The sequence below is a fragment of the Gordonia sp. WA4-43 genome, from assembly GCF_020520305.1.
GTDB classification, from domain to species: domain Bacteria; phylum Actinomycetota; class Actinomycetes; order Mycobacteriales; family Mycobacteriaceae; genus Gordonia; species Gordonia hongkongensis.
Genome location: NZ_CP084736.1, coordinates 5,068,785 through 5,089,171 on the forward strand (window position 1 = coordinate 5,068,785; position 20,387 = coordinate 5,089,171).

The following is a 20,387-nucleotide window of genomic DNA, read 5'->3' on the forward strand; positions in this document are numbered from 1 at the left end:
TTCCCCCGAAGAATGTGGATTCGATCGGTAGGCGGCCGGGCCGCCGGATCGAAGTCGTTCGGCAAGCGTAGGACGTTCGCGCAGTCCTGTCCGGGCCTTGCGAAATCCCGGGGTACCGCGATGGGCGCGACTCCGCGGCTCTCGACGAACGACGCCGCCGGGCACATCCGTTGGGGATGCGCCCGGCGGCGTCGGGAGAGGGAACGGGCTGGGTTGTCAGGCGCCGAAACCGAGCAGCGACTTCACTTCGAGGAATTCGTCGAAGGCGTAGTCACTCCACTCGCGGCCGTTGCCGCTCTTCTTGTATCCGCCGAACGGTGCGCTCGGGTCGAGTTGGGCGCCGTTGAGCGAGATCGAACCCGCACGGATCTGTGATCCGATGCGGCGGACCTCGTCGACGTCCTTGCCGGAGACGTAGCCGGCGAGGCCGTACTCGGTGTCGTTGGCGACCTTGATCGCTTCGTCGATCGAGTCGTAACCGATGACGACGAGGACCGGGCCGAACACCTCGGTGCGGGCGATCTCCATGTCGTTGGTGACGTTGGTGAACACGGTCGGCTTCACGTAGTAGCCGGTCTCGAGACCCTCGGGGCGCCCGGGACCTCCCACGACCGCGGTCGCGCCGTCGGCGACGGCGCGCTCGATGAGACCCTGGATCTTGTCGAACTGCGCCTCGGACACGACCGGGCCGAGTTTCACGTCGGTGGTGGGATCGCCGACGGTGAGCTCGGCGGCGACCCCCTTGGCGATCTCGGCGACCTCGTCGACGCGGCCGGCGGGGACCAGCATGCGGCTCGGGGCGTTGCAGGACTGGCCCGAGTTCATCATCATCGTCGCGATGCCGCCGGCGACGTTCTTCGCGAAGTCGTCGTCGTCGAGGATGATGTTCGGGCTCTTGCCGCCGAGTTCCTGGGCGACGCGCTTCACGGTCGGCGCGGCACTCTTGGCGACCTCGATGCCGGCGCGGGTGGACCCGGTGAACGAGATCATGTCGATGCCCTCGTGGCTCGACAGCGCGGCGCCGACGCCGGGGCCGTCACCGTTGACGAGGTTGAACACGCCTGCGGGTACGCCGGCGGCGTCGAAGATCTCGGCGACGATCGCCGCGCTGAACGGCGCGACCTCGGAGGGCTTGAGGACCATGGTGCAACCGGTGGCGAGTGCCGGGGCGACCTTGCACATGACCTGGTTGAGCGGCCAGTTCCACGGAGTGATGAAGCCGCACACGCCGATCGGCTCCTTGGCGATGCGCGAGCTGCCGCGGTCCTCGACGAACTTGAAGTCGGGGAGTTGCGCGGCGGCGGTCATCAGGTGGCCGAGACCGATCGGCACCTGGGCGGCGTTCGTGAGGCCGACCGGCGAACCCATCTCCTCGGTGACCGCGGCGGCGAGGTCGCCCATGCGGTTCTGGTACTCGGCGATGATCCGGTTGAGGACTTCGAGACGTTCGGAGACGGTCGTCTGTCCCCAGGTGACGAATGCGCGACGGGCGGCGTCGACCGCTGCGTCGACGTCGGCCGCGCTGCCGATGGCGACCTGTCCGGCCGACTTCTCGGTGGCCGGGTTGATGACGTCGATGAGGTTGAGCTCGGCGGGCTCGACCCACTGACCGTCGATGTAGAACTTGGTGATGTCCGGCATGGTGCCTCCGTTGCAGCCTGAAGTGAGGACAATTGTTGTCTGTTTCACACTGTAGGCGCTGCCGCGACCGGGGTCTCGCGAATCCCGGCGTTCCGGGGGCGACACTTTGTGACCGGTTCTGGAACAGCCGTCCCAGTCGCATTCTGCGACGCTCGGCCCGGCCGCGAACGACTAGGGTCGAATCATGATCCTCATCGTCGTGAAGTTCCCCATCAAGCCCGAATTCGCCGACGAGTGGCCCGAGTTGTCGCGCGAGTTCACGGACGCGACCCGTGCCGAACCGGGTAACAGTTGGTTCGACTGGTCGCGATCGCTCGAGGACCCCAACACCTACGTCCTGGTCGAGGCGTTCGACGACGATGCCGCGGAGGCACATGTCACCGCCCCGCACTTCAAGCAGGCCCAGCAGGAACTCCCCAAGTACCTCCAGCGCACACCCGACGTCATCAACACGACGATCGAGGGCGACACCTGGTCCGAACTCGGGGAGTTCCGGGTCGACTGAGCTCTCTCAGCGGCCGGCGCGGACCTCGGAGTCCGTGTCGGCCCCCGCCGGGTCCGCCGGTCGCGCCGCGTCGTCGCCGATGCCGAGCTTCTCGCCCTCGATGTCCACGTCGGGCAGGATGCGGTCGAGCCAGCGCGGGATCCACCACGCCTTGTCGCCGAGGACGGTGAGCACCGCCGGCATCAGGGTCATCCGGACGACGAAGGCGTCCAGGAACACCGCGGCGGCCAGGGCGAAGCCCATCACCATGATGAAGGCCATGTCCTGCAGCATGAATGCGGCGAAGACCGAGATCATGATGGCCGCGGCCGCCGCCACGACGCGGGCGCTGTGGCGATATCCCTCCACCACCGCGGTCTTCGCGTCGGCGCCGTGCACGTACGCTTCCCGCATCCGGGTCACCAGGAACACCTGATAGTCCATGGCGAGTCCGAACACGATGCCCACCAACATGATCGGCAGGAACGACACCAGCGGTTGCGGGTTGTCGACGATCCCCAGGGCGCCGTCGGTGAAGAGGGCGACGGTCACACCGAAGGTCGCGGCGACGCTGAGCAGGAAGCCGAGCGCGGCGGTCAGCGGCACGAGGATCGAGCGGAACACGATGATCAGCAGGATGAAGGCGAGACCCACCACGACCAGGAGGTAGGGGATCAGCGAACTGGACAGGCGGTCGGAGATGTCGAGTTCGATCGCGGTCTGTCCGGTCACCCCGTAGGAGATGCCCGTCGTGCCCTGCACCCGGGACTCCATCTCGCGGAGCGATTCCACGAGTGCGGGCGTCGCCTCGTCGGCCGGCGCGGTCGACGGGATGATGGTGATCTTCGCGGTGTCCTGGGCCTCGTTCAGCCCGCCGGCACCGATCTGCGCCACCTCGACGTTGTCGACGCGACCCAGGTCGTCGACGAGTGAGTCGAAGGCGCGCAGGCGCTCCCCGGTGTCCTGGATCTCGCGACCGTCCGCGACGACGACCAGCGGTCCGTTCACGCCGGGGCCGTAACCCTCGGCGACCATGTCGTAGGCCCGGCGCTGCGTCTCCGACGGCTCTGCGGTCCCGTCGTTGGGTAGCGCGAGCTTGAGCCCGGCCATCGGGATCGCGAGGACGACGAGGATGCCGACGATCGCGACCGTCACGGTGCGCGGCCGGGCCACGATGCGCTGGACCCAGCGCTGGCCGTTGTGCAACCGCTCCGCATCGTGCGGTCCGACATCGGGAGCGTTGAGGCGCGGCACCCGTCCGGCGAACGCCTTGCCGCCGAACAGGCCGAGGATGGCCGGCAGAAGGGTGAGCGCGACCAGCACGGCAGCCACCACGGTGCCCGCGGCGGCGATACCCATCGCGGTGAGGAACGGGATGTTCACGATCGCCAGTGCGGCCAGCGCGATGACGACGGTGCTGCCGGCGAAGACGACCGCCGAACCCGCGGTGCCGACCGCCCGGCCCGCCGCGTCGGCGCGGTTCGCCGACCGATGGATCTCGTGGCGGTAGCGGGACACGATGAACAGCGCGTAGTCGATGCCGACCGCGAGGCCGATCATCGTCGCGAGAATCGGTGTCTCGTTGCTGAGGTCGAAGAAGTGGGTGCCCATCTGCACGCCGAGCATCCCGATGGCCACGCCGACGATCGCGGTGATGATCGGCATGCCCCACGCGACCAGGGAGGCGAAGGTCAGGATGAGGATCAGCGCGCCGACCCCGATGCCGATCAGCTCAGAGGTGATCCCGAGCTCGAATTGCTGTGTGGCCGAACCCTTCATCTCGACGGTGAGGCCGGCGGCCCGCGCGTCGTCGGCGATGGCGTCCATTTGTTCGCGCATGGTCTCGGTGACGTCCGAGGATGCCTCGACGTCGAAGGAGGCGCCGAGCTGCGCAACGGTGCCCGCTGCGTTGATCGGCGAAGTGGCCTGCGCGTCGGCGGCGGCCTCGTCCGCGCTCTTGCCGAAGGTCTCCCGCTGGAAGGTCGCCGAGAGTTCACGGAGCTGACCGGGGGATTGCTCGGTGCCGTACGAGACGAACGGGTTGGCGATCGAATCGGGGCTCTTCACGTTCTCGACGGTCTTGAGGGCGGCCACCATCGAGTCGATGGCGCTCTGGAACCGGGGCTCGCTCAGCGTCGAACCCTCCGGTGCGCGGACGACATACGTGACACCGATGTCGGAACCGAACGTCGCTTCCCCGGGGAAGCGTTCGATCATCAGGTCCTGGGCGCGCTCCGACGGGATGCCCGGGATCGAGAACGACTCCGAGGTCGGTTTGGCCAGCAGGCTCGCGCCGATGCCCAGCCCGATCAGGACCAGAACCCAGATCGCGATGGTCTTGAGGCGGTTCTCGTACGCCCATCGCCCTAGTCGGTACAGGTGTGTTGCCACGTCAGTGCTCCTCGAGGGATGGGTCGGCGAGTTCGTTCAACGGTGGGATGGGTTGTGCGAGCCCGGACGCCAACTGGTCGAAGGCGGACTCCAGCACGGTGGCCAGGTCGGCAGCGGTGCCCGGGGTGTCGTCGTGATGGGTCACCCAGAATTCGAGGGCGACGCGGATGGTGGTGATCGCGTTGTGCAGGACGAGGCGCGGATACAGGGTGTGTGCCGGCTGCCCGCGCTGCGCGCACAGTTCGGCGAGACGCGCTTCGACGGTGTCGCCCAACTCCATGTCGCGGGACCTGGCCGTCAGCCCCGGATCCGTGTCGAGGAGGCGCAGTAGCGCGACGATCTCGGCGGGTTCGCCGACGTCGGGCGAGGTGGCGGCCTCGATGAGGGCGGTCCGGACCGAGCAGAAGAAGCTCTCGTCCGTCGGTCGGGCCTCGATCCGCTCCACGATCGTGTCGAACGGCGACGACACGAAGTGCAGCAGCGCATCCTCTTTGCCGCTGAAGTAGTTGTGGAACGTGCGGACCGAGACGTTCGCCTCCGCCGCGACGGCGTCGATCGTCACGTGATCCATCCCGGCGCTGGTGGACAACCGCAGCACAGCGCGGGCGAGCGCCGAACGGGTCGCCGCCTTCTTCGCCTCGCGGAGTCCGGGGGAGTTCACCGCACCCACGGTACGGAACTTGCAGAACCCTGCAAACTTGCAGGACTACGCAATATTAGGAGAGTCCTCACACCGTCTACCCGGCGATGGCGTGCGTCACACCATCAGCCCAGTGTCGATGCGCGGGCGACCAACTCGGGCTGGAACACGAGGTTCGACGGGACGTGGCGTTCGGCGGGATCGTCGGCCGCGCTCATCAGCAGATCGACCGCGGTGACGCCGATGCGGGAGGTCGGCTGCCGGATCGACGACAACGGGACGACGGCCGAGCGGGCGAAATCGATGTCGTCGTAACCGATCAGCGCGATGTCGTCGGGAACGCGGACGTCGCCGCCGAGCATCGTCAACGCCTGCAGGACCCCGATGGCCAGGAGGTCGTTGGCGCAGAACACCGCATCCGGTCGGTCTCGGGGGGCCCTGGCCAGCAGGGCCTGTCCCGCCTCGCGTCCGGCCAGCACACTCAGGTTCGCCGTCTGCACGACCTCGAGCGTGGCGTCGTCGACGGCGTCGACCGCCTCCTGCGCGCCCCGGCGGCGGTCCGCGACCTGCCGCAGTCCGGGCGGTCCGCCCACGAACACGATCCGGCGACGACCGGTCTCGCACAGGTGCGACACCGCGAGCCGCCCGCCCGCGATGTCGTCGACGGCGACGGAATCGAAGGGGGAGCCGCCGGCGTCGCGGTCGACGAGGATCACCGGGGTACCGCGACGGCGCAGCGAGTCGAACCGTCGCAGATCGTCGCCGATCGGCGAGACGAGCAGACCGAACACCCGCTGCTCATCGAAGGTGTCGAGATAGGCCTGTTCGCGCGATTCGTCGTCGTCGGAGGTGCCGAGCAGCACCGTGAGGTCGTGCTCGCCGGCCCGTTGTTCGGCGGCGCGGGCGATGTCGGTGAAGAAGGGGTTGCCCACGTCGAGAACCACCATGCCGACGCAACGCGATCGGCCCGCACGGAGTTGACGCGCGGCGTCGTTGCGCACGAAACCCAGCTGGTCGATTGCCGCCTGGACCCGCGCGACGGTCGCGGGCGAGACCTTTCCGGGCGAGTTGAGCACGTTCGAGACCGTGCCCACCGACACCGAGGCCGCCGCCGCGACATCCCGCATGCTCACACCCATGTGTCCATCTCACCAGATGCGATGCCGGTCCTCGCGTTTCGCGGACTCGGGAGGGTCGCCCATCTCGTGAGCTGATTGACTACGAACACCCGCGGTACCCCCTGTAGAAAAGGCGATTCATGTCGACTCCGGCCAGCCCGTTCTCCGCGGACTACGAACCCGATCCGCGGCGCTGGAAGGCGCTCGCGGTGTGCCTGGTGGTCGGCTTCATGACCCTTCTCGACGTCTCGATCGTCAACGTCGCGCTCCCGTCCATCGAATCCGGTCTCGGCGCGAACTCGGCCGACCTGTCGTGGGTCGTGTCCGGCTACGCCCTCGCCTTCGGCCTCGTCCTGGTCCCGGCCGGCCGGGTCGGGGACGCGCGCGGCCGCAAGGTGACCTTCCTCATCGGGCTGTCCCTGTTCGTGCTGGCGTCGGCGGCATGTGGGTTCGCCCAGGGCCCGACGCAACTCGTCGTCTTCCGCCTGATCCAGGGCGTTGCGGGCGGCATTCTCGCGCCGCAGGTCTCTGGGCTCATCCAGCTGCTGTTCCGCGGGGCCGAGCGTGGCCGGGCCTTCGGCATGTTCGCCGCGACCATCGGGATCTCGACCGCGGTCGGGCCGCTGCTCGGTGGGGTCCTCATCCAGCTGGGCGGGTCCGGCGACGGGTGGCGCTGGATCTTCTTCGTGAACGTGCCGATCGGCATCGCGGCCTTCGTCGCCGCGATACGGTTGATCCCCGCTCGGCCCGAGGAACTCAAACAACCACTGCGGGGGAGTTTCGATCCCGTTGGCGTCGTGCTCCTGGGTACCGGGGTGTTCGCACTGATGCTGCCGATGGTCCAGGAACAGGAATGGCCCGGCGGGCGTAAATGGTTGTTGCTCGTCCTCGCGGCCGTGCTGATCGGCGCGTTCGTCCTGTGGGAACGCCGGCAGGGCCGCGTCGGCCGCCAGCAACTCGTCGACCTCTCGTTGTTCTCCATGCGGTCGTACACGCTGGGGTGCATCATCGCGATGGTCTACTTCGCCGGGTTCACCACGGTGTTCTTCATCTACACGCTGTTCGTCCAGCAGGGCCTGGGCTATTCGGCACTGCAGGCCGGTCTGGCGGTGACCCCGTTCGCGCTCGGTTCGGCGGTGTCGGCCAGCGTCGGCGGCAACATCGTCAACCGGGTCGGGCGCTCGCTGGTGTTGCTGGGTCTGGGCCTGGTGGTCGTGGGGATGATCGCGACGATCGTCGCCGTCGCGTTCGTGTCCGGTCCCGGTGTCGGGTACGCCGCCGCGCTGCCGCTGCTGGTGGCGGGTATCGGTTCCGGTCTCGTGATCTCGCCCAACCTCACGCTCAGCCTCGACCAGGTGCCGGTCACCAAGGCGGGCATCGCCGGTGGCGTCCTGCAGACCGGTCAGCGCATCGGGGCCGCCGCGGGGATCGCGCTCGTCGGTGCGGTGTTCTTCGCCCAGGTCGCGAACACCGGCGGCGACTGGGCGCGGGCGTTCCAGATCGGACTGGCGACGGCCGCGGTCCTGGTGCTGATCGCGCTGGTGGTGGGCCTCGTGGATCACTTCGCCCACCGCCGCGAGGACGCGGAGGTCGCGTAGGCGGCCGGTCTGATGCCCACGCGACCTCGGCAGTCGAGCCTCAGGAACGCGCCCGGGGCACCAGCCGCTCGAGCTGGGTCACGTGCGCGGGGGTCAGCTCGTCGAGCGAGGCGACACCGAGCAGCCGCATCGTGCGTGCGATCTGCTCGCCGAGGATCTCGATCATCCGGTCCACCCCGGCCTCCCCGCCGGCCATCAGGCCGTACAGGTAGGCCCGGCCGACGAGCGTGAACCGCGCGCCGAGGGCGACCGACGCCACGATGTCGGCACCGCTCATGATGCCGGTGTCGAGCATGACATCGGTGTCCGCGCCGACCTCGCGGGCCACCTCGGGCAGGAGGTGGAACGGGATCGGTGCGCGGTCGAGTTGGCGCCCACCGTGATTCGACAATACGATGCCGTCGGCGCCGAGGGCAGTGACGGCCTTGGCGTCGTCGACGGTCTGGATGCCCTTGACCACCAGCTTGCCCGGCCACTGCGACTTGATCCACGCCAGATCGTCGAAGGTGACGGTGGGGTCGAACATCGTGTCCAGCAGTTCGGCCACCGTTCCTGACCATCGATCGAGCGAGGCGAACGCCAGGGGCTCGGTGGTGAGGAAGTCGATCCACCACTGCGGGCGCGGGATGGCGTTGAGCACGGTCTTGGCGGTCAGCGCCGGCGGGATCGACATGCCGTTGCGCTTGTCGCGCAGACGAGCCCCGGCGACCGGCACGTCGACGGTCACCAGCAGGGTGTCGTACCCGGCCTTCGCCGCGCGGTCGACCAGGGCCATCGAGCGCTCCCGGTCCTTCCACATGTACAGCTGGAACCAGTTGCGGCCGTGCGGATTCGCATCCCGGACGTCCTCGATCGACGCCGTACCCATCGTCGACAGCGAGAAGGGGATCCCGGCCCGGCCGGCCGCGCGCGCACCAGCGTATTCGCCCTCGGTCTGCATCATCCGGGTGAACCCGGTGGGTGCGATGCCGAACGGCAGTTCCGAACGCCCGCCGAGGATCGTGCACGAGGTGTCGACCTTGGACACGTCACGCAGGATGGCCGGATGGAACTCGATGTCGGCGAACGCCTGTCGTGCCCGTCCGATGGACAGCTCGGCCTCGGCCGAACCGTCGGTGTAGTCGAAGGCCGCCTTCGGGGTGCGGCGCTTGGCGATCGCGCGCAGGTCCTCGATGGTGAGGGCGGCGTCGAGGCGGCGCTTCTTCGCGTCGAACTGGGGCTTCTTGAACTGCATCAGCGGCGCGAGGTCGCGCGGCTTGGGAACTCGACGCTTCATGGGAGAACTGCCTTGCATGGTCATGCCTTTCCTGTCCCCACCGCGGTGCGGGAGCGCGTGCCGCGGGAGTGTCGGGGTGCGTAGTGTTGCGGCGGGAACCTGTCGACGACGATAGACCTCATCGCCTCGAGGTCGCCATCGATGAGACCGTGGGCGCGGGCGGTGATCAGCACGTTGCCCAGCGCGGTCGCCTCCACCGGACCGGCCTGCACCGGCAGGCCCAGCCGATCGGCGGTGAGTTGGCACAGCAGCCGGTTCTGCGAGCCGCCGCCGACGAGATGGACGGTCTCCACCGTCGTGCCGGACAGTTCGGCCGCTCGCGCCACCCCGTCGGCGAAGGCCGCCGCGAGGCTCTCGACGATCGTGCGCACCATCTCGGCGCGCGTCATCGGCGGACGCATGCCGCGCTCGTCGTACCAGTCGCGAATGCGTCCGGGCATGTCTCCCGGCGGGAGGAACCGGGCGTCGTCGGTGTCGAAGATCTCGACCGTCGCCGGCGCCTCGGCGGCCTGCGCGAGCAGTTCACCGAGTTCGGCGCGATACCCTTCGCGCTGGTACTGGCGGACCGTCTCGCTGAGCAGCCACAGGCCCATCACGTTGTGCAGGTAGCGGATACGGCCGTCGGCGCCGACCTCGTTGGTGAAGTTGGCCTTCCACCCGTCGCGGGAGACGACCGGCTGCTCGAGTTCGACGCCGACCAGACCCCAGGTCCCGCACGAGATGTACGCCGACCGCGACGGGTCCATCGGGATGGCGGCGACCGCCGACGCGGTGTCGTGGGACGCGACCGCGGTGACGCGGGTCGACGTCGACAGTCCGAGGCGCTCGGCGACGTCGCCGAGCAACGGGCCCTGGTCGGTGCCGGTCTCCACGAGGTCGGGGAACAAGCCGACGGGCAATCCGAGACGCTCCATCATCGCGGTGTCCCACCGCCCGTTGATGCCGAGCAATCCGGTGGTCGAGGCGTTGGTGCGTTCGGTGCCGCGTCGGCCCGTGAGCCAGTATGTGATGAGGTCCGGGATCAGCAGGGCGGTGTCGGCCTGATCGAGCAACCCGTCGGCCTTTTCGGCGGCCAATTGGTACACGGTGGTGAACGGCAGGAACTGTAAGCCGTTGCGCACGTACAGGTCCGCGGGACCGAGTTCGGCGTGCACGGCGTCGACCCCGACCACGCTCCGGGTGTCCCGGTAGTGGTGCGGCAACCCGATCATGCGGCCCTCCCGCAGGAGCGCGTAGTCCACCGCCCAGGAGTCCACCCCGATCCCGACCAGATCGTCGGACTGCCTGCCCGCCTCGGCGAGGCCGGCCGACGCGGCGCGGAACAGCGCCGGGACATCCCAGTGCAGCGCGGACCTGCGCCCGTTCCAGATGTGGACCGGGTCGTTGGTGAACCGGGCGACCTGTTCGAGCTCGAGTCGTCCGCGCGAGACGTCGGCCAGCATGACCCGGCCGCTGGTCGCGCCCAGGTCGATCGCGGCGACCTGGGCGGACCGGGTGGATCGGCTCATCGCAGGAACGCGGCGGCGACGCCCGCATCCACCGGCACGTGCAGGCCGGTGGTGTGCGAGAAGTCGGACGTGCAGAGTGCGAAGGCGGCGTTGGCGATGTTCTCCGGCAGCACCTCGCGCTTGAGCAGGGTGCGCTGCGCGTAGAACTTGCCCAGGTCCTTCTCCTCGACGCCGTAGACGGCGGCGCGCTTGGCGCCCCAGCCGCCGGCGAAGATCCCCGAACCACGCACCACGCCATCGGGATTGATGCCGTTGACCTTGACCCCGTGCTCGCCGAGTTCGGCGGCCAGGAGCCGGACCTGATGGGCCTGGTCGGCCTTCGTCGCCGAATAGGCGATGTTGTTGGGGCCGGCGAAGACCGAGTTCTTCGACGAGATGTACAGGATGTCGCCGCCGAGCTTCTGGTCGATGAGGGCGCGTGCGGCGGCCTTGCTCACCAGGAACGAACCACGGGCCATCACGTTGTGCTGGAGGTCCCAGTCGGCGGCGGTCGTGTCCAGCAACGACTTCGACAGCGACAGGCCGGCGTTGTTCACGACGAGGTCGATGCCGCCGAAGGCGAGCACCGTCGCGTCGATCGCGGACTGTACGGCCGCTTCGTCGGTGACGTCGGCGGCCACCCCGATGGCGACATCGGTCGAACCGATCTCCTCGGCGGCCGCCCGTGCCTTCTCGGCGTCGAGGTCGGCGATCACCACGCACGCGCCTTCGGCGGCCAGACGCGTCGCGATGGCCTTGCCGATGCCGGAGGCCGCCCCGGTGACCAGGGCGATGCGGGTGGCGAGCGGCTTGGGCTTCGGCATGCGGGCGAGCTTGGCCTCCTCGAGCAACCAGTACTCGATCCGGAACTTCTCCGACTCGTCGATCGGTGCGTAGGTCGAGATGGCCTCGGCGCCGCGCATCACGTTGATGGCGTTCAGGTAGAACTCGCCGGCGACACGTGCGGTCTGCTTGTCCTTGCCGAAGCTGAACATGCCGACGCCCGGGATCAGCACGATGGCCGGGTCGGCGCCGCGCATCGCGGGGCTGTCCGCGGTGGCGTGACGGTCGTAGTACGCGCGGTAGTCCTTGCGGTAGGCCTCGTGCAGTGCCGTGAGGCGCTCCTTGCACTCCTCGACGCTCGCGTCGGCCGGGAGGTCGAGGACCAGCGGCTTGACCTTGGTGCGCAGGAAGTGGTCCGGGCAACTGGTGCCGAGTGCGGCCAGGCGCGGATGCTCCTCTGCCGCCAGGAATTCGAGGACCGGGTCGACGTCGGTGAAGTGACCGACCTGCGGCTTGTCCATCGAGGCGAGGCCGCGGATGAACGGGGCGAGCGCCGCGGCCTTGGCCCGGCGTTCCTGTGCGGGCAGTGCGCCGTAGCCGTCGATCGGGCCGCCGAAGGGTTGCGGCCGACCGTTGGCGGCGATGTACTCCTCGGCGGTGCGGATGATCTCCAGCGAATGTGCCTGCGCCTCATCGGAGGTGTCGCCCCAGGCGGTGATCCCGTGGCCGCCGAGGATGCAACCGATGGCCTGCGGGTTGTCCTTCTTGATCGCCGAGATGTCCAGCCCGAGCTGGAAACCCGGACGACGCCACGGCACCCACACGACGCGGTCACCGAAGATCTTGTGCGTCAAGACCTCGCCGTCGGCCGCGGTCGCGATGGCGATACCGGAGTCCGGGTGCAGGTGGTCGACGTGCGCGGCGTCGACGAGGCCGTGCATCGCGGTGTCGATCGACGGTGCGGCACCGCCCTTTCCGTGCAGGCAGTAATCGAAGGCGGCGACCATCTCGTCCTCACGGTCGAGGCCGGGATAGACGTCGACGAGCGCACGCATGCGATCGAGCCGGAGCACGGCCAGGCCCTTCTCGGTGAGGGTGCCGAGATCGCCGCCGGAGCCCTTCACCCAGAGCAGTTCGACGCTCTCACCGGTGACCGGGTCGGTGTCGGAGCCCTTGGCGGAGGTGTTGCCGCCGGCGTAGTTGGTGTTCTTCGGATCCGATCCGAGTCGGTTGGACCGCGCGATGAGGGCGGCGACTGCGGGATTGGTCATTGCGGGTGATCTCCTCGGGAGTTCAGGGGAACTGGGGCGGGGGGAGGGCTCAGGCGCCCCAGGATGATTGGGTACCGCCGACACGCTCGGCGACGATGCGCTCGTGGTATCCGGAGTCGGCGTATGCGGCCATCGGGTCTGCGGGCAGGCCGCGACGGACACGACGCTCGGCGAGCATCGGACGGACGTCGGTGTAGAACGCGTCCATCACGATCGCGTTCGCGCCCAACACGTCTCCGGCGGCCTGTGCCTCGGTCAGCGCATCGGTGTCGACGAGCAGTGCGCGGGCCGTCATCTCCTCGACGTTCAGCACCGAACGGAGCTGGCCGGGGATCTTTTCCTCGACGTTGTGGCATTGATCGAGCATGAGAGCGACCGGCGACCCGGCGTCGAGCCCGCCGCCGCGGATCACCTCGAACAGGATCCGGAAGAGCTGGAACGGATCCGCGGCACCGACGATGAGGTCGTCGTCGGCGTAGAAGCGCGAGTTGAAGTCGAAGGAACCCAGCTTTCCGAGGCGCAGCAGCTGCGCGACGATGAACTCGATGTTGGTTCCCGGCGCGTGATGGCCGGTGTCGAGGCAGACCATCGCCCGCTCGCCGAGCGCGGTCACGTGGGCGTAGGAGGTGCCCCAGTCGGGGACGTCGGTGACGTAGGTGGCGGGCTCGAAGAACTTGTACTCCAACACGAGTCGCTGGTCGTCGCCGATGTGCTGGTAGATGGTCGCGAGCGACTCGGCGAGCCGGTCCTGGCGTCCGCGGATGTCGCCCTGCCCGGGGTAGTTGGTGCCGTCGGCCAGCCAGATCTTCAGATCGCGCGAACCGGTCGCGTTCATCACCTCGATGCAGGCGAGGTGATGGTCGATGGCCATCTGCCGCACCGTCTTGTCGGTGTGGGTCAGGCTGCCGAACTTGTAGGCGTCGTCCTGGAAGGTGTTGGAGTTGACGGTGCCCAGGCCGACGCCGAGATCCTTCGCGTAAGCGGCCAGGGCGGTGTAGTCGTCGACGGTGTCCCACGGGATGTGCAGGGCGACGGTGGGTGCCAGCCCGGTCAGCTCGTTGACCTTCGCGGCGTCGGCGATCTTCTCGTGGATGGTGCGGGGGGTGCCCGGGGTGCCGAACACCTTGAACCGGGTGCCGGAGTTGCCGAACGCCCAGGAGGGGAGCTCGATCTCGAGGTTGTCGAGGATCGTCTCGTCAAAGGTGGCCATGAGATTTCTTTCGGTTGGGATTCCCCACCGCCGGCGTCGGGGTCAGCCGGCGGCGGGGAGGTCTGAGTGGAACAGTCGATCTGGTGGAACGTTTCAATCGCGCACCGCGCGATCAGGCCCGTGGTGTCAGGCCGGGGCTTTGTGTCCCGACTCCGCGGCCGGGTTGGTGCCCGGGGTCGGGTGCGCGGCGGACGCCGGTGTCTCGATGAGCTCGGGTGACAGCGGAGCGCCGTAGCGCTCGACCTCGATCTGCTGCAGCGTCTTGCCCTGGGTGTCCGGAGCCGCGATGGCGCCGATGATCAGCGCGACGGTGAGCAGTGCGACCAGCAGGATGCCGACCGTGGTGAGTCCGGTGGCCGCGAGCATGGTGGGGAAGAAGTAGCTCAACAGACCGGTTGCGGTGCGGACGGCGAAGAACATGACGCCCTGGGCGCTGGCCCGATAGGGCGTCGCGAACATCTCGCTGGCCCAGAGGCTGTAGAACGCCTGCGCGCCGATGCCCGAGGAGATGCCCCACAGGACCGCGAAGACGAGCATCGTGGCGACACCGCTGTCGGTGAAGGCGACCAGCACGATCCAGGCGACGATGCCCAATGCGGCGCCGAAGACGTACAGGGCGCGCTGGGAGACCCGATCGGCATATCGCATGAAGCCGAAGTAGGTCGCGAGGACGGTGCATCCCCAGACCAGCACCTGCAGCAGGTTCTGCTGGACCGCGCTCTCGACGCCCGCGGTCTCGTAGACACGCGGCATGAAGATGCCGGCCTGTCCGGCCACGGTGTTCCAGAAGAGGTAGATGCCACCGAGCAGGAGTAGTGCGGTGATGTTGACCTTCTTGGAGAACAGGCCCTTGATTCCGCGGGCGCCGACGGAAGCGGTGAGCTCACGGGTCTCGTTGACCGCCTCGTCGGACCAGATCTTGGACTCCGCGAGCCCTTGGCGAATCCACCAGACGACCGCGGCGACGACGAAGAGGTGCAGGAAGATGATCCGCGAACCGAGCAGGCCCATCGGGGCGAGCGCGGCCGCCAGTGCGAAGCCGATCAGGGGTCCGACCGACCAGGCGAGCTGGGCGGTGCCGACGTGTTTGGCGCGTTCGACCGATGGCGCCTCTTCGGCGATGTAGGTCCAGGACGCGGGTACGCCCGCGCCGACCGCGAGGCCGGTGATGATGAACGCCGCCAGCAGCATGGTGAAGTTGAGCGCGAAGGCGGCGAGCAACACGCCGGCCATGTAGACCAGCAGGTCGTAGGTGTAGATCGCCTTGCGGCCGTAGCGGTCGCACAGCGGTCCGCCGATGGCGGCGCCGACCGCCGCGCCGAACGCGTTGGCGCTCAGTGCGGCCAGCAGGCCGACGGCGAAGTTGCTGATGCCGAACTCGTCCTGCCAGAAGGTCAGGCTGGTGGCGACCGCGATGATCGAGCCGGCTTCGATGTAGTTCGACATGGCAACCGAGATGGTCGCCCGCCAGCCGGTGGTGGAGCGCGCTCCTACTTTCATGGGATTCCTAGCGTCGGAGATCAGTAGAGAGGGTCGGGATCGGAGGGGTCAAGCCGGGTTCGCTGATGTCGGTGTGCCCGTCAGTACGCGTCGTGTGTTCGATGTCGGTCAGTCGAGGTGGAAGTACTCGAGGAGTTCGGTACGGATGGTGTCGGGATTGGCGCCGTCGGCGTCTCCGCCGGTGGCCGGGAGGAAGTACTCGGACATGTGCGCCTGCCACCGGGCGTTGACGTCCGTTGCCTCCATGGCTGCGGCGGTCGTCGCGAAGTCGTCGGTCTCGAGGTAACCCACGACCATGCCGTCGTCCTTGCGGAGGAACAACGAGTAGTTGCGCCACCCGGTCTCGCGCAGGGCGTCGAGCATCTCCGGCCACACCTCCGTGTGGGCGTCGAGGTAGTCCTCGACGCGCTCCGGGCGGAGCTGGAGCACGAAGCAGACGCGCTGGGGGTCGGACATGGCTGCTCCTGACAAACGACGTGATGGGAAACGCAGACCGTCGAGAGAGGATCAACCCGGCGAATTAAAACGTTTCAATTTGTGATGGCAGCAACACTAAGAGCGGCCTGTGAGGATGTCAAGACCCGGTTCGCACAAAGCGCACCCCGCCGGAACGGGATCGGTCATGCTCTGTTCGTGCTGGGATTCGGGAAGACGCGCGGAGCAGATGTCGGGGGCAGGATCGCGATCGTGACCGGGGGCGGGTCCGGTATCGGGGCCGCGCTCACGCGCGCGCTGGTGACCCGGGGAGCCCACGTCACCTGCGCGGACATCGACCTACCCGCGGCGCAGCGGGTGACGGACTCGTTGTCCGGTGGGCCGGGCACCGCACGGGCGGTGCAACTGGATGTGACGGATGCCGCCGCTGTGCAGCGGGTGGTCGACGAGGTCGTCGCCGAGTGGGGGCGCCTGGATCTGATGTTCAACAACGCCGGGATCACCTGGGGTGGTCCGACCGAGATGCTGACGCCGGAACAATGGGACGCGATCATCGACGTCAACATCCGGGGCGTCGTGCACGGGGTCGCGGCCGCGTACCCGGTGATGATCGAGCAGCGTTCCGGACACATCGTCAACACGGCGTCGATGGCCGGGCTCGTCGCCGCGGGACTGATCACGAGCTACGTGATGACCAAACATGCGGTCGTGGGGCTGTCGCTCGCACTACGTACCGAGGCCGCGGGCCGCGGGGTGAACGTGCTGGCGGTGTGTCCCTCGGCAGTGGAGACCCCGATCCTGGACAAGGGATCGGTCGGCGGATTCGTCGGTCGCTCTTACTATCTGGCGAGTCAGGGTTCGTCGACCGCGTACGACGCCGACCGCCTCGCCCGGGACACGCTCGCCGCCATCGAGCGGAATCAGCCACTGCTGGTCGTCCCGCGTCGATCCCGGATCACCTGGCGCGTCCAGCGATTGGCGCCCGGCCTCACGAATCGGCTTGCCGCGCAATTCATCGATCGGCAACGCGCGGAGTTGCGGCCGGAGGGTTAACCGCCGGCGGTGCTGCTCAGGATGGCGATGATGACACCGGCCACGGTCAGTACACCGACGACCCAGGCCATCGTGATCGCGACCCGTCTGCGTCCGAACCGGGCGGCGTTGATCGCGATTCCGAGGCACACCAGGACCGCGATCGAGTACACCGAGATACCGAGGGTGAGCAGGGCGACGGAGGAGTCGGCGAGCAGGACAACCCGAGTGGACATGACACCGAGTACATCATCAGCGGGCTCGGGGGATGCACGCGGATCGACTCGGAGGGGTGCACGGGCGCCGACGTCGTGACGTATGTCGTCGCGTTGGGTCACGCGGCCGCGGCACGCCGCGGCCGGTAGGCGACCACGAGCACGAGCAGGGCGACCATCGCGAACGACGAACCGACCAGAATCGTTGTGCCGGTAGCAGTTCGGACGGATCGCTACGTTGGAGTGGGCCGAACACGGTCATCAGCGTGGCGAGTCCGAGCGCGCCACCGACCTGCAACAGCGCCTGCATCAGGCCCGAGGCGGCGCCGGCGTCGGCTGCGGGCGAGTTGTCCACGATCAGGACGTTCGCCGGCACCACGGACAGGCCGATTCCCGCACCCATGATCATCGAGGGCGCCAGAATCGCTGCGGCGAAGGTGGAGTCGGGCCCGACGAACGACAACCACACGAGCCCGGCGATCGCCAGGGACAATCCCGCCATCAACACCGCAGCCGCACCGAAGCGCGCGACGAGACGGGCGGTGATCCCGGTGACCGTCAATCCGATGTTGAGAACCATGAACGGCAGGAACGCGAACCCGGACGCGACGACGCTGTAACCCATCACGTCCTGGAGGTGCAGGGTCATGAAGGTGAACATGCCCATCATCGCGCCGGGCAAGAGCAACATCACCACGAAGGGCGCGGCTTTGCGCGCGGAGTTCACCAATCGGGGCGGCAGCAGGGGATGGCTCGTACGACGCTGTCTGATCGCGAACGCCGTGAGCGTCGATGCGCCGACGGCGAGAGAAGCGATGGTCGCCGGGTCGGTCCAGGAGACCTCGGAGGCGCGGATGAAGCCGAAGACCACCGCCGCGACGCCCGCCGCGGACAGCAGGGTGTCCCAGAGACCCAGGTGACCGGGCTGCCGGGGTGTCTCATCGACGGTGAACGGTGCGGCGATGAGGATCGCCACCCCGATCGGGACGTTGACCAGCATCACCCAGTGCCACGACAGCTGTTCGGTGAGTACGCCGCCCAGCAGCAGGCCGAGCGCTCCGCCCGAGGCGGCACCCAGGGAGAACCAGCTGATGGCCCGGGCGCGATCGGGACCGGGCGGAAAGTTGGCGACGATCAGTCCCAGGGCGGTGGGTGCGGCGAGCGCGGCTCCCACGCCCTGCAGGACGCGAGCGATGAGAAGCATCCACGCGCTGGTGGCGAGTCCGCCGAGGAGCGAGGCCGCGGTGAACAGGGCGATGCCGTAGAGCAGCGCGCGACGCCGTCCGATCAGGTCGCCCAAGCGGCCGCCGAGCAGCAGCAGGCCACCCACCGCCAGCACGTAGGCGTTCATCACCCACGACTGAGACACCTCGCTGAAACCCAGGTCGTCACGGATGCGGGGGAGCGCGACGGTGACGATCGTGCCGTCGAGGATCACCATCAGCTGGCTCGCCACCACGACGACCAGTCCGATCCAGGTGCGGCGGTCGATCGTCGACCCTGCGGTGTCGGAACCTGCCGCGGGAGCGACGCTATCGGTGGTCTGGGACATCAGGGCCTCCCGGGCGGGTAAGGTCGAACAGGAGAGTGTCTCCAATTGGAGACTGTCTCCGCTTATTGAAGCGGAGATGCTCTCCGGTTACAAGTGTTTCTTCGGGAGGTGTCATGACCAGCGCATCCGCGCCGGCGAAACCGATGCGAGCCGATGCTCGACGCAACTACGACAAAGTCGTTGCCACGGCGGCCGAGGCATTTCGTGAGTCGGGAATCGACACGTCGCTCGATGACATCGCCAAACGTGCCGGCGTCGGCGCCGGCACGTTGTACCGCCACTTCCCCTCTCGCGAGGCGCTCGTCGCGGCCGCGATGCGACAGGACACCGCCGCCCTCGTGGAGTCTGCGCGCGCCGACGACGAGCAGCGGGACCCCGGCGAGCGTCTCGTCGAGTGGGTCCGGGCGCTCGCGCGCCACGTCGGGGCGTACCAGGGTCTGCCCGAGATCATCATCGCGTCGGCGGGCGACCCCGAGAGCCCGCTCTACACCAGTTGCGCCGACCTCCGCGTGGCCGGCGCGGACATCCTCGGCGCCGCCCAGTGGTCCGGTGGAATCCGCGCCGATCTCACCGTCGACGAACTCTTCACGCTCGCGAACATGATCGCTTTGGGCCGTAATTGCGTTGAGTCGCAGCGTCTTTTGGATCTCGTGGTCGAGGGGATCCGCGGGCCCGGTATGTGAGCCGAGCCCGCGGGCCCGTCTGTTCATGCTCGGCGCGGACGGGTCCGCGCCCGCTCAGGAGTCGACGGTCACCTGCTCGAAGCTCAGCCGTTCCGGTGGCTTCGCGGCCGGCGAAGACCTGACGATTCGGGAAGCCGCCGGTCCAGAAGTCGTACAGGTAGGAGACCAGACCGCCGCGGTGGTAGTCGCAGACCATGACGCCGTCGGTGACCAGGACCGGCCACCCGTCGGGGTCGTCGCCCGTCCGGTGCCAGTATCCCGAGTCGCCGTCGGTGGAACGTCCCCACCCGAACAACGAATCGCCGGAGAGGTCGACGGCCGTGTCGGTGCCGTCGTCATGCGCCCACGTCACGATGCTCAAGTCCTCGAGAAGTGGCTCGAGGTCGGCCACCGCGTGGCGCCCCGCCTCCTCGATCGACGCGTCGGTCCAGGGGAGACCGGTCCACGCGAGGAAGTCGTCGCAGAAGACTCCCGGTCCGGACGTGTCGGCGAGTGCCTTGTAGTCGGTCGGCAACCGGAATCCGAGTCGCTGTTCGATGAGCGCCCAGTCGACCGTCGCCGGCCGTGCCACCGGTGGTGGGATCAGCGCGATCAGATCCTCGATGGTGTGCTTCGGCATGGTGGTCACCTCACGTTCGGGATGATCTCGAAATGAGCGATGCCGCCCCGGAGGTCCCGAGAGTCGTTCGGTACCACCGGCAGTCATGTAACCGCGGGGATCGAAGCGGTGTCCACGTACGTATTCGGCTGAACGGCCATGCGTTTGATCGACGCGGATCGGGTCGAAGAACTTGGACGCGCCGCCGGAGGTGTCGACCCGAAACGGCGAGAATGCCCGGCCGGAAGTGCCCCCAGTCGGACTCGAACCGACACTGTGCCGATTTTAAGTCGCTGAGAACAGCACCACACCCGTCCGTGCGTGTACTCGCATGTTCGAGGACCAGGAACGTTCGTACGTCGTCGTCCGATAATGACTGCCTGTGTGTCACTGGGTTGTGTCAGTGTCGTGTCAACGAGTGCGAGTGTGGTACTCAATCGGGTATCGCGAAACGAACTGGTCGTCCGTTTCCC

At 68.0% G+C, this 20,387-nt stretch carries 17 protein-coding genes; 4 read left to right on the forward strand and 13 right to left on the reverse strand.

Going from position 1 to position 20,387, the window contains the following annotated elements; all coding sequences use genetic code 11:
* Positions 1-216: 216 nt before the first annotated feature.
* Complete coding sequence (locus LEL84_RS22980; protein ID WP_068971039.1) at positions 217-1,641, reverse strand: aldehyde dehydrogenase family protein; 1,425 nt, start codon at positions 1,639-1,641, stop codon at positions 217-219.
* A 184-nt stretch (positions 1,642-1,825) separates the two neighbouring features.
* On the opposite strand from LEL84_RS22980, the gene LEL84_RS22985 reads away from it, so the two are divergent.
* Positions 1,826-2,146 (forward strand): putative quinol monooxygenase, encoded by a 321-nt coding sequence (locus tag LEL84_RS22985; RefSeq protein ID WP_226512846.1) that lies wholly within the window; start codon positions 1,826-1,828, stop codon positions 2,144-2,146.
* Between the two features lie 6 nt (positions 2,147-2,152).
* On the opposite strand, the gene LEL84_RS22990 is transcribed toward LEL84_RS22985, so the two are convergent.
* The 3 genes from LEL84_RS22990 to LEL84_RS23000 all read right to left on the reverse strand — a co-directional run bounded on the left by LEL84_RS22990 (position 2,153) and on the right by LEL84_RS23000 (position 6,295).
* Complete coding sequence (locus LEL84_RS22990; RefSeq protein WP_226512847.1) at positions 2,153-4,516, reverse strand: MMPL family transporter; 2,364 nt, start codon at positions 4,514-4,516, stop codon at positions 2,153-2,155.
* 1 nt (position 4,517) lies between these two features.
* Positions 4,518-5,177, reverse strand: a complete 660-nt coding sequence (locus LEL84_RS22995) for a TetR family transcriptional regulator (RefSeq protein WP_226512848.1) — start codon at positions 5,175-5,177, stop codon at positions 4,518-4,520.
* Positions 5,178-5,281: 104 nt separating this feature from the next.
* On the reverse strand, positions 5,282-6,295 hold the full coding sequence (locus tag LEL84_RS23000) for a LacI family DNA-binding transcriptional regulator (RefSeq protein ID WP_226512849.1): 1,014 nt from the start codon (positions 6,293-6,295) through the stop codon (positions 5,282-5,284).
* A gap of 119 nt (positions 6,296-6,414) precedes the next feature.
* Here LEL84_RS23000 and LEL84_RS23005 point away from each other — a divergent pair, with 119 nt between their 5' ends.
* Entirely contained in the window at positions 6,415-7,872 is a 1,458-nt protein-coding gene (locus LEL84_RS23005; RefSeq protein ID WP_226512850.1) for an MFS transporter, read from the forward strand.
* A gap of 40 nt (positions 7,873-7,912) precedes the next feature.
* Here the strand turns inward: LEL84_RS23005 and LEL84_RS23010 are convergent, their stop codons facing one another.
* The 6 genes from LEL84_RS23010 to LEL84_RS23035 all read right to left on the reverse strand — a co-directional run bounded on the left by LEL84_RS23010 (position 7,913) and on the right by LEL84_RS23035 (position 15,855).
* On the reverse strand, positions 7,913-9,148 hold the full coding sequence (locus LEL84_RS23010; protein ID WP_055474928.1) for an alpha-hydroxy acid oxidase: 1,236 nt from the start codon (positions 9,146-9,148) through the stop codon (positions 7,913-7,915).
* Positions 9,149-9,168: 20 nt separating this feature from the next.
* Positions 9,169-10,656 (reverse strand): rhamnulokinase, encoded by a 1,488-nt coding sequence (locus tag LEL84_RS23015; RefSeq protein ID WP_055474927.1) that lies wholly within the window; start codon positions 10,654-10,656, stop codon positions 9,169-9,171.
* Positions 10,653-12,689: a bifunctional aldolase/short-chain dehydrogenase gene (locus LEL84_RS23020; RefSeq protein ID WP_226512851.1), complete on the reverse strand. Its 2,037-nt coding sequence runs from the start codon at positions 12,687-12,689 to the stop codon at positions 10,653-10,655. The genes LEL84_RS23015 and LEL84_RS23020 overlap by 4 nt, the downstream gene beginning before the upstream one ends.
* A 49-nt stretch (positions 12,690-12,738) precedes the next feature.
* Entirely contained in the window at positions 12,739-13,899 is a 1,161-nt protein-coding gene (rhaI, locus tag LEL84_RS23025; RefSeq protein ID WP_068971034.1) for an L-rhamnose isomerase, read from the reverse strand.
* Between the two features lie 126 nt (positions 13,900-14,025).
* Positions 14,026-15,399, reverse strand: a complete 1,374-nt coding sequence (locus LEL84_RS23030) for an MFS transporter (RefSeq protein ID WP_226512852.1) — start codon at positions 15,397-15,399, stop codon at positions 14,026-14,028.
* A gap of 108 nt (positions 15,400-15,507) precedes the next feature.
* Positions 15,508-15,855, reverse strand: a complete 348-nt coding sequence (locus tag LEL84_RS23035; protein WP_226512853.1) for an L-rhamnose mutarotase — start codon at positions 15,853-15,855, stop codon at positions 15,508-15,510.
* Between the two features lie 177 nt (positions 15,856-16,032).
* On the opposite strand from LEL84_RS23035, the gene LEL84_RS23040 reads away from it, so the two are divergent.
* Positions 16,033-16,887, forward strand: a complete 855-nt coding sequence (locus LEL84_RS23040; RefSeq protein WP_226512854.1) for an SDR family NAD(P)-dependent oxidoreductase — start codon at positions 16,033-16,035, stop codon at positions 16,885-16,887.
* Here LEL84_RS23040 and LEL84_RS23045 read toward each other — a convergent pair.
* Positions 16,884-17,102, reverse strand: a complete 219-nt coding sequence (locus LEL84_RS23045; RefSeq protein WP_004020299.1) for a hypothetical protein — start codon at positions 17,100-17,102, stop codon at positions 16,884-16,886. The genes LEL84_RS23040 and LEL84_RS23045 overlap by 4 nt on opposite strands.
* A 16-nt stretch (positions 17,103-17,118) precedes the next feature.
* Complete coding sequence (locus tag LEL84_RS23050; RefSeq protein WP_226512855.1) at positions 17,119-18,633, reverse strand: MFS transporter; 1,515 nt, start codon at positions 18,631-18,633, stop codon at positions 17,119-17,121.
* Positions 18,634-18,746: 113 nt separating this feature from the next.
* On the opposite strand from LEL84_RS23050, the gene LEL84_RS23055 reads away from it, so the two are divergent.
* Entirely contained in the window at positions 18,747-19,316 is a 570-nt protein-coding gene (locus LEL84_RS23055; protein WP_226512856.1) for a TetR/AcrR family transcriptional regulator, read from the forward strand.
* Here LEL84_RS23055 and LEL84_RS23060 read toward each other — a convergent pair.
* The gene (locus LEL84_RS23060; protein WP_226512857.1) at positions 19,219-19,935 is read right to left on the reverse strand and encodes an SMI1/KNR4 family protein; all 717 of its coding nucleotides are present in this window, start codon (positions 19,933-19,935) and stop codon (positions 19,219-19,221) included. The two genes, LEL84_RS23055 and LEL84_RS23060, sit on opposite strands and share 98 nt — an antisense overlap.
* Positions 19,936-20,387 lie beyond the last annotated feature (452 nt).